We start from the raw sequence: 14730 nt of genomic DNA on the forward strand, positions 1-14730 counted from the left end.
GGCTTACCGTGAAGGATGAGCTGTATCCGTCTATGTTTTGGGATAGTGAAGAAACGCGGCATTGCCGTGTGCAGGTGCAGAAGCCGTGGAGCAGGGAGGAATTTTGGTCGTACTACTTTACTCGTCGCATCTCTATCTACGTGAGCTTATTGCTGGGCCGAAAAACACAAATATCCCCCAACGCAATTACAATGGGGGGAATTGTCGCCGGACTTGTTAGCGCTGCAGCATTTATGTACGGAACGGCGGCATCCTTTCTGCTCGGCTGCTTCTTCTGTCAGGTGTGCTACTTGGCGGATTGCGTCGACGGGGAAGTGGCCCGCATGCGCAACCAGAAGAGCAAGGGCGGAGAATGGCTGGACATCGGGCTCAACTATGCACTCTACCTGGTGTCATTCGGTGTGATATACGGGATTATCAATCATCACGCGCTGTTGGGGCCGTGGCTGCTCTATTTGATTCTTCTCACGATTTTTGCAGAGATTTTGGCGACCAATGGCTCTGATCTCGTCTTTAGTCAAGGGAAAATCTCTCACGAAACGGTCTCCATGAGAAAGCGCAGCAAATGGCTCGATGCTTTTGTCTTCCTTTTTCTTACCCAAACGGGCTATCAGTTGGGCTTGCTCGTTACCGCGTTTCTGTGGGCAACCAGCGGTCAGATGCTATTTTTGCTCCTATGGACCTTCTACCACCTGTTCGTCGGACTGGCCAGATCGGTGTACAAGCTGAAGCTGAACATCAAATACGTCATGCCATCTCTGAAAGAAGGAGGGGAGTCGGATGAAGGCACTGCTCATGGCAGCAGGTCTCGGGTCACGAATCAACGAGCAAATTGACGGTATTCCCAAGTGTACAGTGGATATCGGGAACCAAGCGCTCATTGAAAATACGATAGCGGAGCTAAGGCGCCACAGAATTGAAGAGATCGCAATGGTGGTGGGCTATCAAGCCAACGTGATTACCAAGCTGCTCAGAGATGAATCGATTCGTTTCTATCACAATCCTTTTTATGATCGGACGAATAGTATGGTGTCTCTCTGGTTCGCCCGCGAGTTTTTGCAAGGGGATGACTGCTTGCTGTTGAACGCCGACGTTTACTTTGAATCAAGGGTGCTGGAAGTCGTGCTGCAAGAGACCGCATGTCCTGTCATGTATGCTGATCCAGTCCGTCGCTATGAGGGAGATTATAAATTTGGCTATGAAAACGGACTGTTGCTCTGTCATGGAAAGGAGCTCTCGCTGGAAGAGACAACTGGCGAATACGTTGGAATTGCCAAGGTTCAAGAGAGCTTTCTGCCAATATTTTTGCGTCGATTACAAAGGTTGATTCAGGAGAAGCAGTATGATTTGTGGTGGGAAAATGTCCTGTATTCTTTTTTGGGCGAAAGGAATGTGTATGTCACACAAATACCACCGGGATTATTTTGGGCAGAGGTTGATACGTGGGAGGATTATCGGCGAATCCTGCAATTCACCAACCATCTGGCCCACAGGTAAATGATGATCAAGGAAAAGCTCTCAGCGGATAAGGTTCTTCTTTTGCTATACGTGGTGCTAAAGCCCTTCTACTTCTTCCCCAGTGGCAATCCGCAAATCGCCGATTTTATTATGCTGGTCTTGATCACCTACAGCTTCTTGTTTCGCCTGGGGCGGATCAACCGCAGACTCGGATTTTTTCTCTTCCTTACCCTTCTATTTTTGTACGACATTATGATGGTGAATGGTATATGGGCGATTGCACTCGGCGGAGAAATGGATGTATTCAGCTCGACCAAGTGGTATTTGTACAACGGAGCCGTGATGCTTGCCCTGGTTATTTTGTTCAGGCGCAACCCCCAAGAGTACGTCAAATGGGTCTTCCTGGCTACGTCCACTTCCTTGCTCGTTCAGGCATTCATTCTCGTGTCAGGACTGTCACCGGATAGTGACGAGTTCAGGCAATCGTTGTTCTTCAACAATCCGAACCAGCTCGGCTATTTTGGGCTTTTGTGCATGGGTATATGCCTGCTGTGTGCTCGCTTCGTATCCGTGAAGACCATTCCACTCTTTATTGCGATCGGTACGGCGTTTAGCATCATTGCAGCATCGTTGTCGAAAGCAGCGATCATTAGTGCCGTAGGGATGTACCTCGCTTTTTTGCTCCTCTCCATCAAAGAGAGAACGGGCTTGTTTTGGATGAATCTGCTTTGCGTGCTCGTCTCGTCCTTCACGGTTTTCTTCATCTATTTGTACACCAACGAAAATGTACTGAGCGACGCATCTATTTACACACAAATCGAAGAACGGATGGTATCGCTCGGGGAAGATTCGGATGACAATTTGGCAGCGCGTGGCTATGACCGGATTGCCAACCATCCGGAGTACATTTTGTTTGGAGCAGGGGAAGGGATGTACGAGCGATTTAACAGCAGCATTTCATTGGAGCTACATTCTACCTTAGCCAATCTGTTCTTCTCCTACGGCGTAATGGGCACGGTGTTGTTCATTCTTGTGATGTATGGAGCGGTCCGTGGGCATCGATTGGTTACTTGGTATCCACTTGTGTTCCAAATATTGTATGGAATTACACATAACGGAATTCGCGAAACGTTTTTCTGGATCATGCTCGCGCTGTATTTCGTGACAGCCGAAATCAATACGCGTCAGATCAAAAATGGCGGTGATCTGCTTGAAAAAAATCTTACAAGTATGCGCAATTGACCGCTCTGTAGAAAGCTTGCTGTTTCCCTTAATTGAAAAGCTGATGGATGAAGGCTACGAGGTGCATACTGCGTGTTCGGATACAGGGCGATTTGATCTGTTAACAGCGAAGGGATTGACGCTCAGAAGTATCCCCATTAAGCGAAAGATCGACCCGATTTCCAATTTGGTGACCATTGGGGCATTGTATCGGCTGATGAAAAAGGAGAAGTATGATGTCGTGCATGTTCATACGCCGATTGCGGCTGTTCTCGGACGTGTGGCAGCAAGGCTGGCAGGAGTGCCGCATGTCATTTACACAGCGCATGGCTACTTTTTTCACGAGGGCATGAGCAAAAGCACGTATCAGATGTACTACACACTGGAAAAGTGGTTTGCCCGGCATATGACTGACTATCTCTTGCTTCAAAGTCGAGAGGATTACGAATTGAGCGTGCAGGATGGCTTCTCCTCTCAGGCGGAGCGGATTCTGCACATTGGCAACGGCGTTGATCTCACAGAACGCTTTCATCCCCGACACGTTACGAGAGAAAAGGTTCAGTCTATCAAGTCCTCTCTGGGGCTGCGGGATGATCATGTGGTGATCACCTATGTAGGACGCATGGTTTCGGAGAAAGGGATTTTCGAGCTGTTGGAGGCCTTTCGCAAGCTGGCGGGCGAATTTCCGCGCCTGCGCCTCTTATTGGTGGGGGACGTGTCTTCCAGTGAACGCGATCAGCGGGGGCAAGACTTCGTGGAGCTTTGCCGGCAGCATCCGCAAATCATTTTGGCTGGATTCCGCACAGACATCCCGGAGCTGATGGCCACAAGCGATATTTTTGTTCTTCCCTCTCATCGCGAAGGACTGCCTCGCTCCATCATTGAGGCGATGGCGATGGCAAAACCGATCGTCGCCACGAATATCCGTGGATGTCGGGAAGAAGTCAGGGACGGGGTCAACGGATTTTTAGTAGAACCAAAACAAGTATGTCCCTTGTATGCAGCCTTAAAAAAGCTCGTAGTGGATTCGAGACTCAGAGAAGCATTTGGGCAGAACAGCCGCAGCATCGCGCTTGAGCACTTCGATGAGCGTGCGGTCCTTGCGAAGCAGGCGGCGTTATTTGCCCAACTCACTGGTCAGCTGCGAGAAGAAAGAGAGCAGGAGAAAGGAGGCAGCGGAGAAGATTGGACAAGACGGGAGCATTCGTCATTTCCCTAGACTTTGAACTTTACTGGGGCGTCCGAGACAAGAGAACCATTCAGTCCTATGAGCAAAATTTGTTAGGCGTTCGTCAAGTGATCCCCGCGCTTTTGGAGCTGTTTGCCAAATATGAAATGCACGTCACCTGGGCTACTGTCGGTTTTTTGTTTTGCGAGTCTCGCAAGGAGCTGGCAAGTGTCGTCCCACGGCATCTCCCGGCGTATTCCGATGAAAAGCTGTCACCCTATCCTTATATGGACACAGATGCGATTGGAGAGCATGAGCAGGTCGATCCGTATCATTTTGCTCCTTCCTTAATCAAGCTGATATCCTCTTACCCGCATCAATTCATCGGAAGCCACACCCTTTCCCACTACTATTGTCAAGAGCCGGGACAAACTCCCGAAGCTTTTGCTGCTGACCTTGCTTCTTTTCATAGATTAACTCGCAAAAAAGGCTATTCCCCTTCCAGCATCGTTTTTCCGCGAAATCAGGTGCAGCCTGCTTATTTATCTTTGTGCAAGAAAAAGGGGTTTCGTTCCTATCGCGGTAACGAGCAGTCTTGGATGTACCACACAAGAGGGGCTGCCGAGGAGACATTGTTCAAACGAGCGATGCGACTGATGGATGCGTATGTGAATCTCTCCGGTCATAACAACTATGTTTCATTGCAGCGTAGTCCAGAGGGAATGGTCGATGTACCATCCAGCCGGTTTTTGCGTCCTTATTCTCCACGACTGCAGAGGTTGGAGAAATGGCGCATGAAAAGAATCAAATGCGACCTGACTCATACGGCAGAGCACAAGCGTTTGTACCATCTATGGTGGCATCCGGAAAACTTTGGGAAGCACATCAAAGAGAATCTGTCCTTTTTAGAGGAAATACTCCAGCATTACTCCATGTTACGCGAGAAGTACGGCATACAGAGCCTCAGCATGGAGGAAGCGGCAGCGAAGTGGAAGCAACAGGAGGTGCGGCATGAAGTCTTTGTTTGATCGTTGCGTATCCTTCTTGATGCTCGTCATGCTGTCCCCGCTGATATTGCTAGTGAGTCTGCTCATCCGCTGGAAGCTGGGGTCTCCGGTTTTGTTTGTACAAGAGCGGCCAGGTTTGCATGGAAAACCTTTTTTCATCTACAAATTTCGCACAATGACCAATGAGTGCGATGAGAGTGGAGTGCTTCTTTCTGATGAGCAGCGACTGGGATCATTCGGAGCGCTTTTGCGCAAGTATAGCTTGGATGAACTGCCGCAATTATGGAATGTGCTTCGTGGTGAGATGAGCATCGTAGGGCCGAGACCGCTGCTGATGGAGTACCTGCCTCTTTACACGCCGCGGCAATTAAAGCGACACGATGTAAAGCCAGGGATTACAGGCTGGGCGCAGGTCAATGGGAGAAATGCGATTGACTGGGAGCAAAAGTTCGAGCTGGACGTCTGGTATGTAGAAAATGGCAGCTTTTTTCTGGATATGCGGATTATCGGTCTGACAATCAAGCGCGTTTTTCAATCGACAGGCATAAATCAGCAGGGCAGCGTCACGGTAGAAGACTTCAGAGGGAGTGAAAACACAGAGCGCGCTGGGAGGGAAGCATGTGAGCCTGATCGTACTGTCGGAGCAGGATGATTGGACCGAATATTTGCGACGTTTTTTACATTTGGACGTGTCCTACACGAAAGAATTTGTGCAGCTATACGCCAAAATGGAGCAGGGCACGCCAGAAGCTGTTTTTTTCAAGAGTGGGGAGAACGAGGTTTTCTATCCGTATTTGGTCAGACGTCTGGATGGGTGGATTTCCGGCTATGCCGATTTGGTTTCGATTGGATACGGAGGGCCATTTGTCGTGGGAGGGCAGACGGCCGCCCGATTGTTCCAGGAGCAATTCCACGTCTACTGTCGGTACAAAAACTATCTGACAGAAACTGTTCGCTTTCATCCGTTGCTGGGGAATGCGGAGATGTTCGCGGGTCAAATGCGGCTGGATCTGGTGAGGATGGTAACAGCGGTCGATTTGCGCCCCACACTTGCCTACATTCGTGCCCACTATACGCAAAACGTCGGACGAAATATGAGGAAGGCTACGGCAAACGACGTCCGGGTTACATTGGGTGGGACCGATCGGCTGCATTCTTTTATCCAGATGCATCGGGAGACGATGGACCGCAATCAAGCCGCAGCGCATTACTACTATGCACCGGAATTTTTTAGGGGGCTCATGAAAAAAACAGCATTGTGCAAGCCCCGCCTTCTGCTTGCTATGCATGAGGATCGGCCGGTGGCGGGAGTGCTTTTGCTCAGTGGAAATCAATTCGCCCACTATCAGCTAGGGGCATCCCATACGGAGGACATGGCACTTGGCGTCAACCACCTCCTCTTCGACGCCATGATCCAGCAGGCAAAGCAGGATGGAGCACAGCTCCTTCTCCTTGGAGGCGGAAATCTGGATGGAGATGGCTTGTTCCGTTTCAAGTCGTCGTTTGCAAACGGCAATCATTTTCCTTACTGGATGGGCAAGAAAGTTCACGATGAGGAAGTGTATCTGGCTTTGTGTCAAAAACTACAGGTCGATCAGGCTGGCGAGCAAGATTTTTTTCCTGCCTATCGCAATGGGAGGACGTCTAAATGAGTGCGCAGCAGCGGATCTTTTTATCACCGCCACATATGGGGGCGGATGAGCGGGACTTGGTGGCAGACGCCTTTGCCTCCAATTGGATCGCACCGTTGGGGGAACACGTGGATGCTTTTGAACGAGAGATTGCCCAGTATGTGGGCGTAAAAGCTGCACTGGCTGTGTCCTCTGGTACGGCTGCTATCCATCTCGGGCTAAGACTAGCGGGCGTCGCTCCGGGTGATACGGTGTTTTGCTCCAGTCTCACCTTCGTCGCCAGTGCCAATCCGATTTTGTACCAGGGAGCGACTCCTGTATTCATTGATTCCGAGGAAGGGTCTTGGAATATGTCTCCGCAGGCATTAGAGCGAGCCTTGAGGGAAGCGGCAGCAGCGGACAGGTTGCCCAAGGCGGTCGTCATCGTCAATTTATATGGGCAGAGCGCAGATATGGGGCCGTTGATTGGGCTTTGTGAGCAGTATGGGGTGTGCGTGGTGGAAGATGCAGCAGAATCGCTAGGGGCTGTATACAAAGGGAGAATGAGCGGTGCCTTTGGTCATGTTGGGACTTTTTCATTTAATGGCAATAAAATCATGACAACTTCAGGTGGTGGAATGCTCGTCTCCGATGACGTTGAGGCGATCGAGAAGGCGCGCTTCTGGTCGACGCAGGCGAAGGAGCCAGCCAGGCATTACCAGCATGAAGAGATGGGCTACAACTATCGGTTGAGCAACGTACTGGCGGCGATTGGCCGGGGGCAGCTGCGCGTCTTGGAGGAGCGCATCGAGGCAAGGCGAGGGATTTACGAGCGTTATGAACAAGCCCTCGGACAATTGCCTGGTATTTCGTTCATGCCCGAGCCGGCGACTGGGAGATCCACACGATGGCTGACCGTGATGACACTGAATCCAGCGGACACAACCCTCTCTGCTGCACAACTGATCGATGCATTGGGCAAAGAAAATATCGAAGCGCGTCCTGTGTGGAAGCCGATGCATCTTCAACCGTTGTTCGAACAGTGCCAATACTATCCACACCAACCTGATGAGAGTGTATCAGATCGGTTATTTGCCCAAGGGGTTTGCCTGCCGTCCGGTTCCAGTTTGACCGCTGAACAGCAAGAGCGAGTCATCGATGTGATCACGAACTGCCTCCTGAACCAGGAACAGGGGGTGCGCCATGTATAGTTATGAGCAGGTAGAAAAATGGCGCAGTCTCTGCTCGTCTTCTTTTTACGTGCTGGATACAGTGAAGCTTACCGAGAACTATCGCCGTTTCCAACGGGCTTTTACTCGACGCTATGAGCATGTAGTCGTCGCGTATTCCTATAAGACCAATTACTTGCCATTTTTATGCCAAAAGCTGCATCAGTTAGGGGCGCATGCAGAAGTTGTCTCTCGTCTGGAATACGAATTGGCACTAAAACTCGGCGTCGATCCTGCCGCCATTATTTTTAACGGCCCGCTCAAAACGGAAGAGGACATTCACCTTGCCTTGGAGCAGGGGAGCCTGATCAATCTGGATTCCTTTTCGGAAATACCGTGGGTGGTGGTCTACGCCAAGCAGTATCCGGAGAAGACGTTTCGGATCGGGCTGCGGATTAATGTGGATTTGGCCAGGGGGGGAGTGAGCCCTCTGCAAAATGGGTACGAGGTCAGCCGATTTGGTTTTTGCGTCGAAAACGGCAATTTGGAAAAAGCCCTGAGCCAATTGGCTGTCGCTCCGAATGTGCATGTAGTCGGGTTGCATGGACACTTTTCCACGAATCGCAGTGTGGGTGTGTATCGTCAAATAACGCGTCATTTATGCCATTTGGGGAAACAGCATTTGGGAGAGCGGCTTGCTTTTATCGATATTGGGGGCGGATTCTATGGCGAGCTCCCAGCCTCGTTCGGGATGACAGCTGCACCAACTTTTGAGGAGTACGCCGAAGCGATTACATCTGTCGTGAGGGAGGAGCTGGCGGAGCTGGATCATGCGCCGTTGCTGATTCTGGAGCCGGGTATTTCACTTGTGGCAGATGCCGTTGATTTCGTTTGCCAAGTCATCGATGTAAAGGAAAACAGAGGAGAGCGGTTTGTTCTCGTGGATGGCAGCATACACAATGTCAAGCCGACGATGCACGCGCACCTCTTGCCTGTCCGACTTGTGTGCAACCGCAAGTACGTTCCCGAAGCGAGCTATCATGTTGTCGGGTATACATGTATGGAAAAAGATTATTTGCTTCAAGGCTACACGGGGCCTTTGCCTGATAGCGGGGATTATTTTGTCTTCGGTCACGTGGGAGCTTATACGCTCGTCTTTAATCCGCCATTTATTCGGGAGAGGCCGCCGGTTCTCGCCATCGACGGAAATGAAGCGATCATTGTCAGGGGAAAAGAGACTCTCCAACAATTCATTCCCGAATCGGTTTATCGTTTTCACGTTGACAAGCAGGAGGTCGTGAACTGAATGAACGTACTTGTGACCAGTGTAGGCAGACGAGTCAAGCTGCTCCACTATTTTGTACGGGAATGGGGTGACACTGGCAAAATCATAGCAGTCGACTGCGATCCGACGGCCCCGGCCCTGTACGCTGCCCATCATCACGAGCAGGTGCCGCGTATCGACGATCCTGATTATCTAGATGCCCTGCTGCAAATTTGCCAACGGTACGAGATCAAGGCAATCCTCTCTTTAATAGACCCTGAGCTGACACTATTGGCTGCGCATGCAGATCATTTCTCCATGCAGGGCATCGAGGTGATCGTGTCCAATCGGGATGTCATCCAGATGTGCTTGGATAAGATGGCAACGTATGACTTTTTGTCCGCACACGAGATTCCTGTCATTCCCACCTTTACAAAAATGGACGAGGTACAAGCAGCGCTTTTTTCAGGGCAGATTAAGTATCCATTGATCGTTAAGCCACGGTATGGGAGTGCCAGTTTGGGCATCACACGTGTAGAGAATGATCAAGAATGGTCCGTGCTCATGGAAAAAACGGAGGATGTCGTCATTCAACCGTTCTTGCAGGCGGAGGAGTATGGAATGGATGGCTATGTGGATCTGATCTCGGGAGAGCTGGTGACACTTTTCGCCCGCAAAAAGCTGCGGATGCGAGCAGGGGAGACGGATCGCTCCCTGGCGGTAAAAGATCCGCGGCTGCTTTCACTAGCGAAGGAGCTCATTCGTGGCCTAGAGTTGCGTGGGCCCATTGACATCGATTGTTTCTTGGTGGGAGATCACTACGTTGTGTCGGAGATCAATCCCCGTTTTGGCGGGGGGTATCCGCATGCTCACGAAAGCGGAGTGAACAGCGTCCGTGCGCTTCTCCAAAACATAAAGGGGCTGGTGAATGTGCCAAAAGTGGGGGAGTACAAGGAAGGAAGCATCATGATCAAATATGATGAGGTCATGATTCTGGAGTGAAGGCAACCACCATCTTTCATAAGCCGGCATGGGCAGGAAGCAAAACGGAGCTCCTGCCCTCTCAGCATTCCGGTACCCCAATTTTCATCGTACTGGTATATCTCTGTACTGTGCTATAATCATAGTTGAGCGCCCATTATAATCGCTCGCTTGATTGAAGGTTAGGAGTGTTACTCGTCATGGTTATGATCCAGTTCGTTCGTTATCGGTAATGTGAGGTACAGATCAACGTAATCCCGCATTTTTTTGAAAATGCTTGGGGTTTATTTGACTGTGCCTTTTTTCATTCACCGAAATACGAATGAATGGGGTGCTTTTTTTGATTTCTACAGCTATCTCCCAACATGTGGAGATTTTTCGTTGTCCAATTTGCATGGCGGCTATGCGCAACGTACCTGCAACCAGCTTGGTTTGCAGCAATCATCATTGCTTTGATTTATCCAAGCACGGCTATGTTCACTTGGCTTCGCGAGCCTACAAAACAAAGTATGACAAGCAAATGTTTGCAGCGAGAAGGGCGATAATGGAACAGGGATTTTTTCATCCATTGTATGACGTCTTGAGTGAAGTCATCCTGCAAACGAAAGAACCTGAGGAAAGCCAGATGTACGTGCTCGATGCAGGATGCGGCGAAGGCTATCATCTGACGCAGGTTCGGCAGAGAGTAATGCAAACAAGCGAAGTCCCCTTTATCGGAGTGGGTGTCGATCTCGCCAAAGAGGGAGTTATGCTAGCTGCGAAGAGTGATCCAGAAGTAGTTTGGTGCGTCGGCGATTTGACGAAGGCGCCGTTTGCGGACAAACAGTTTCCGTACATTTTCAATCTGTTATCTCCATCCAATACGGATGAGTTTCATAGACTCCTGGCTGATGAAGGAAGGATAATCAAAGTCATTCCAGAGGCCAACTATTTGCGAGAGCTACGAGAAGTCTTGTATCAAGACACACCCAAAACAAAATATGCGAATCATCGTACGATCGAGCACTTCAAAGCCAGCTTCCAGCTAATCGGCAAGGAACGGGTTCAGTATCAGTTCCGATTGGATGAAGGGAGTCTCACTTCTCTGCTCCAGATGACTCCGTTGGCATGGGGAGCGACATCTAAGCAGTTGGACAGGGTGACTCACTTGGCAGGAGTGGACATGACGATAGACCTGATTGTGCTGATTGGCAGGAAATAAAGCAGCGACTGTCTGGAGCGGGAAAATCCGTTCCGGACGGTCGCTTTCCTATTTTTACATGGGTCTTTGTTGACAGCGTTCTTTATTTTTTTGAAAATAAGTATGAATAGTCGGAAAGTTTCGGAGGGATCGTATGGAGGCTGATCAGGATAAGGCTTCCTTTTTGCGCGTAAAACCTTTTCTTGCAGATATTCAAAAGCATTGCTTGTCCCTTACGAAAAACGAGTGGGATGCGCAGGATCTCCTGCAAGAAACATTGACGAAGGTGTATCGTTCCTTGCAGAAGGCTCCAGAGAGAGAACTAACCAAGGCATTTTTGAGGCAAATTGCCACGAATGCTTGGATCGATCTTTGCCGGAAAGAAAAGGCGAATGAGCATCCCGCCCTGTTTGATGAAGCGATCTATCTGCACCAGTCGAGTGTATCCGATGCGTTTGTTCAGAGAGAGGTGTTCGAGCAACTGGCGGATCGTCTAAATGCCAGACAGATGGTGCTGATTCTCATGATGGACATTTTTTCGTTTACGGCACAGGAAACAGCCACATTGCTGCATACGACCGTAGGGGCAGTGAAGGAAGGGGTGAAGAGGGCACGCCAGCGCTTGTTCGTGTTGGCTGAGCAATCCCGACAGGATGAAAGCTCGCCCGCCAAAAAGAAAATCGACAAAGCTGGACGTCGTGATTCGTCCGGTTTTGTATCAAAAGAAGGATTCGAGCAATTTTTGGCTGCCTTTCGTGCAGGGGATGCCTATGCGATTTGTCAAACGTACCTGTGCCTCGCTGAACAGGGCGTGAGCGTGGAAAAGGTTGCAGTAGCAGGTGATCGCCTTTTCTTTGCTGTTCGTGACCCGGATGGACATTTGCTGCATTTTTTTCAGAAATGGTAGAAGTGCCCGTTTCTTTTTCTTCTGTTCTTTCGTTTATGAGGATGAAAGTACATATTTAAAAAAAGGAGCGAACACAATTGAGTATTCATGTGCGTAATTTTGCGGTTGTACAGCTGCCAGTCAAAAACTTGGAGGTATCTATAAAATGGTACCGCGATGTCCTCGGCATTCCATTCACGTTTGAATATACACCTGGAGACAATGAGGCGTGGTTGAACGTAGGTGGAGTAGGTCTCGGACTCATTCGTTGCCCAGAAGTTCCGCGTTTGGACTTTACCGATATGGCCGGACAAGCCCAGCCGATTATTTCCTTGCAGGTAGACCAAATTCATGAGGTTTATGAGGAGTTGAAAAGCAAAGGAGTCGAAGTAAGTAAAATGACGTATAAGAGGGGCGGAGGCTACAGCTTTAGTTTTCGTGATCCGGATGGGCATTTGAACCACCTATGGGGTGGCTGGCCTTCTGCTGAGGATGAAGAGAGAAACGCATAGAGTTCTTCTAGCGCCGAAGATGCCACCTGTGAGAGTTATGCAGGTGGTTATTCTTCTTATCAACGGGGCCGCAGTGGAGAGAAGAATATTTCCAGTCTACGCTCCGGGCTACGTCCTGCAAGGAAGTGGGGACTGTCCGCTTCGCAGCGATTTGCGGGGAAACGCAAAAGTGGTAGCCGCTTCGTAGCGTGGGCATGTTGCGTTTCTTCTGCCCGCAAATCACTGCGAAGCTGGGCTGGACTTCGAAAGTCGCTAGGACTGGAAATATTCTTCTCTGGCGTTGCTGACCGTTTGTTTTCAATCCTTAAAAGTCACATGAAACCCTATCCGCATAAGCGAAGTTGAGAAGTTTCTAGGTGAGGCAATCTTAAACGAAACGGAGAACGAACGTTGAATACAGTGAAATTAAAAGTGGCCATCCCGCAAAGGATGGCCTTAAAACTTGTTATCAACATTGCCTCACTTCATTTTAGTAATCGCGTGCGGCGTCGAACCAGCTTTGAGCCATTTCCTCCGTAATAGGCTGGCCAATTTGGTTGTCAGACTGACTTAATTGCCATACGGCTTCACCCAGGTCTTCTCGTTCAACGGTTTCGATACCTTTGAGGGTGTTGAAACGCACGGTAAAGGCAGTAATGGCTGCCTCCGCATCAGCAAGGCTGCGGGCTTGGGCCAAGGCCGCTTTTGCAACGTCATAGGCTTCATTAGCCAGCTTGGCCATACGTTTAGGCCAGGACGAAAAGGGGCGGCCAAACTCGGTCGTCCACCACTCAGGCTTTCGTAATTGGCTCACGGAAGCGTAGCCAGCCCATGGACGGGTGTTAGCTCGTGCTTTCATTTGCTGCCTCAGTCGCTTGCCCGTAATCTCCTCTACGTTAAAGGCGATAAATCTGTCAAGCAACGGCCACACATTTAATGGCGGCAAGTCAACCAGATCAGGCATGAACCGCAGCTCCAAATTCGTTAACTGGGTCTGATGAGCTAGCAACTCCAAATCGCAGAAATTCCCCCACAAACTGAGTGATGTAAGATTCTGAAAACGACTTAGGCACTCCAGCGAGATAGGCTGCGCTAACGGTTCGTTTTGAAGCGTCAGGCTCGTGACCTGGTACAGCTCGCCCAGATCGGGTAACAAGAAGGGATCATTATTCTTGCGGCGGCTGGTGCGTGGCTTCAGTGTCAGAGAGTATGGCATATCGCCAGCGACAGATAAACGCGACAGATCGCCAGCTACACTCAAACGGAAATATTCAGAAACCTGGCGTTTCGGGAGATTCAGATGCAAACGGCTATCAAACTGGTCCAGTCCGATATGCAAGCTGTGCAATTTGGACAGGCTGGCGTCCACGTCCATGTCTTTAGGTAGGATCGGAACCCATGACATTTCTTCAATGGGGCGTTCTTTGGCCCAGTCAAAGAAGCCCGCGTCGCTACCTGCGTAGTACAGAAATCGCGGCCAGGGCGAGCCAGCTGGTGTGGCAAAAGGATCGAATACATTCCAAGTGATGGGCGTATAGGGATCGACGTGCAGATCTGCTTTATTGCTCAATTGTGAGGGTCCGATGGAGAGACTGCCTACGCCGGGCTTGATAACAAGGGTGTGGCTGTGAGGGCCAGTCAGGTCGATAGGATAACGACCATCTTCTCTTATAGAACCAGCAGGAGAACGAACTTGCTTATGATTTGGCATTGCCTTCATCCTTCCTTCTTAACTCCTGACTTCTGCGCTATGTATCGATACATCTCAATACGTTGGAGCTTAATAAAAATATAGCATAGAAAGGCAAGCAGATTTTGTAGTTGCTGTAGAGGAGAGAAGAATATTTCCAGTCTACGCTCCGGGCTACGTCCTGCTAGGAAGTGGGGACTGTCCGCTTCGCAGCGATTTGCGGGGAAACGCAAAAGTGGTGGCCGCTTCGTAGCGTGGGCACGTTGCATTTCTTTTGCCCGCAAATCACTGCGAAGCTAGGCTGGACTTCGAAAGTCGCTAGGACTGGAAATATTCTTCTCTGGCGTTGCTGACCGTTTGTTTTCAATCTTTAAAAGCCACTTGAAACGCAATTGCTCGCAAGGAAACAGGAGAAATAAGCGAAGATCTTTGGGGCACCTACCGAGGCGCAATGGAAAAAGTGAAACACGCCTTTAAGCGTCCACCTCTGAAAAGCATCCCTGACCCTCTACTTTGGACGCGGTTTCGCTTTTTCCATGGAGCCGTGCAGTGAATCCCCCTAGCAGGTGACCCAAGAAGCTGGAGCGTTTTCTCCTGTTTCCTCC

General features: G+C 50.0%; 15 protein-coding genes. 14 read left to right on the forward strand and 1 reads right to left on the reverse strand.

Translation table 11 applies throughout. From position 1 onward, the window contains the following. The first annotated feature begins 8 nt into the window (after positions 1 to 8). The 14 genes from C7R94_RS27450 (at position 9) to C7R94_RS30125 (ending at position 12643) form a co-directional block, all read left to right on the forward strand. A complete protein-coding gene (locus C7R94_RS27450; protein ID WP_106785755.1) occupies positions 9 to 836 on the forward strand; it encodes a CDP-alcohol phosphatidyltransferase family protein in 828 nt (275 codons plus the stop codon). Then, positions 781 to 1497 carry a phosphocholine cytidylyltransferase family protein gene (locus C7R94_RS27455; protein WP_106785756.1) on the forward strand — a complete coding sequence of 239 codons (717 nt, stop codon included), beginning with the start codon at positions 781 to 783 and terminating at the stop codon, positions 1495 to 1497. The genes C7R94_RS27450 and C7R94_RS27455 overlap by 56 nt, the downstream gene beginning before the upstream one ends. Beyond that, complete coding sequence (locus C7R94_RS27460; protein WP_106785757.1) at positions 1498 to 2700, forward strand: O-antigen ligase family protein; 1203 nt, start codon at positions 1498 to 1500, stop codon at positions 2698 to 2700. Next, positions 2660 to 3898 (forward strand): glycosyltransferase family 4 protein, encoded by a 1239-nt coding sequence (locus C7R94_RS27465; RefSeq protein ID WP_233220687.1) that lies wholly within the window; start codon positions 2660 to 2662, stop codon positions 3896 to 3898. The genes C7R94_RS27460 and C7R94_RS27465 overlap by 41 nt, the downstream gene beginning before the upstream one ends. Then, positions 3865 to 4875 (forward strand): polysaccharide deacetylase family protein, encoded by a 1011-nt coding sequence (locus tag C7R94_RS27470; protein ID WP_106785759.1) that lies wholly within the window; start codon positions 3865 to 3867, stop codon positions 4873 to 4875. Before C7R94_RS27465 ends, C7R94_RS27470 begins: the two co-directional genes overlap by 34 nt. Continuing rightward, positions 4859 to 5506: a sugar transferase gene (locus C7R94_RS27475; protein WP_106785760.1), complete on the forward strand. Its 648-nt coding sequence runs from the start codon at positions 4859 to 4861 to the stop codon at positions 5504 to 5506. The genes C7R94_RS27470 and C7R94_RS27475 overlap by 17 nt, the downstream gene beginning before the upstream one ends. Then, positions 5475 to 6506 carry a GNAT family N-acetyltransferase gene (locus C7R94_RS27480; protein ID WP_106785761.1) on the forward strand — a complete coding sequence of 344 codons (1032 nt, stop codon included), beginning with the start codon at positions 5475 to 5477 and terminating at the stop codon, positions 6504 to 6506. The genes C7R94_RS27475 and C7R94_RS27480 overlap by 32 nt, the downstream gene beginning before the upstream one ends. Next, positions 6503 to 7675 carry a DegT/DnrJ/EryC1/StrS family aminotransferase gene (locus C7R94_RS27485; protein WP_106785762.1) on the forward strand — a complete coding sequence of 391 codons (1173 nt, stop codon included), beginning with the start codon at positions 6503 to 6505 and terminating at the stop codon, positions 7673 to 7675. Before C7R94_RS27480 ends, C7R94_RS27485 begins: the two co-directional genes overlap by 4 nt. Beyond that, positions 7668 to 8939, forward strand: coding sequence for a type III PLP-dependent enzyme domain-containing protein (locus C7R94_RS27490; protein ID WP_106785763.1), 1272 nt, complete (start codon positions 7668 to 7670; stop codon positions 8937 to 8939). The genes C7R94_RS27485 and C7R94_RS27490 overlap by 8 nt, the downstream gene beginning before the upstream one ends. After that, positions 8940 to 9899, forward strand: a complete 960-nt coding sequence (locus C7R94_RS27495; RefSeq protein ID WP_106785764.1) for an ATP-grasp domain-containing protein — start codon at positions 8940 to 8942, stop codon at positions 9897 to 9899. Positions 9900 to 10209: 310 nt separating this feature from the next. After that, on the forward strand, positions 10210 to 11079 hold the full coding sequence (locus C7R94_RS27500) for a putative RNA methyltransferase (RefSeq protein ID WP_106785765.1): 870 nt from the start codon (positions 10210 to 10212) through the stop codon (positions 11077 to 11079). 133 nt (positions 11080 to 11212) lie between these two features. Next, the gene (locus C7R94_RS27505) at positions 11213 to 11965 is read left to right on the forward strand and encodes an RNA polymerase sigma factor (protein WP_106785766.1); all 753 of its coding nucleotides are present in this window, start codon (positions 11213 to 11215) and stop codon (positions 11963 to 11965) included. A gap of 77 nt (positions 11966 to 12042) precedes the next feature. Continuing rightward, on the forward strand, positions 12043 to 12456 hold the full coding sequence (locus C7R94_RS27510) for a VOC family protein (RefSeq protein WP_106785767.1): 414 nt from the start codon (positions 12043 to 12045) through the stop codon (positions 12454 to 12456). Between the two features lie 28 nt (positions 12457 to 12484). Then, positions 12485 to 12643, forward strand: coding sequence for a hypothetical protein (locus tag C7R94_RS30125; protein WP_158264714.1), 159 nt, complete (start codon positions 12485 to 12487; stop codon positions 12641 to 12643). 282 nt (positions 12644 to 12925) lie between these two features. On the opposite strand, the gene C7R94_RS27515 is transcribed toward C7R94_RS30125, so the two are convergent. Then, on the reverse strand, positions 12926 to 14146 hold the full coding sequence (locus tag C7R94_RS27515; RefSeq protein WP_106785772.1) for a hypothetical protein: 1221 nt from the start codon (positions 14144 to 14146) through the stop codon (positions 12926 to 12928). Positions 14147 to 14730: the final 584 nt, after the last annotated feature.

Source organism: Brevibacillus sp. NRRL NRS-603, assembly GCF_003013445.1.
Classification (GTDB): domain Bacteria; phylum Bacillota; class Bacilli; order Brevibacillales; family Brevibacillaceae; genus Brevibacillus; species Brevibacillus formosus.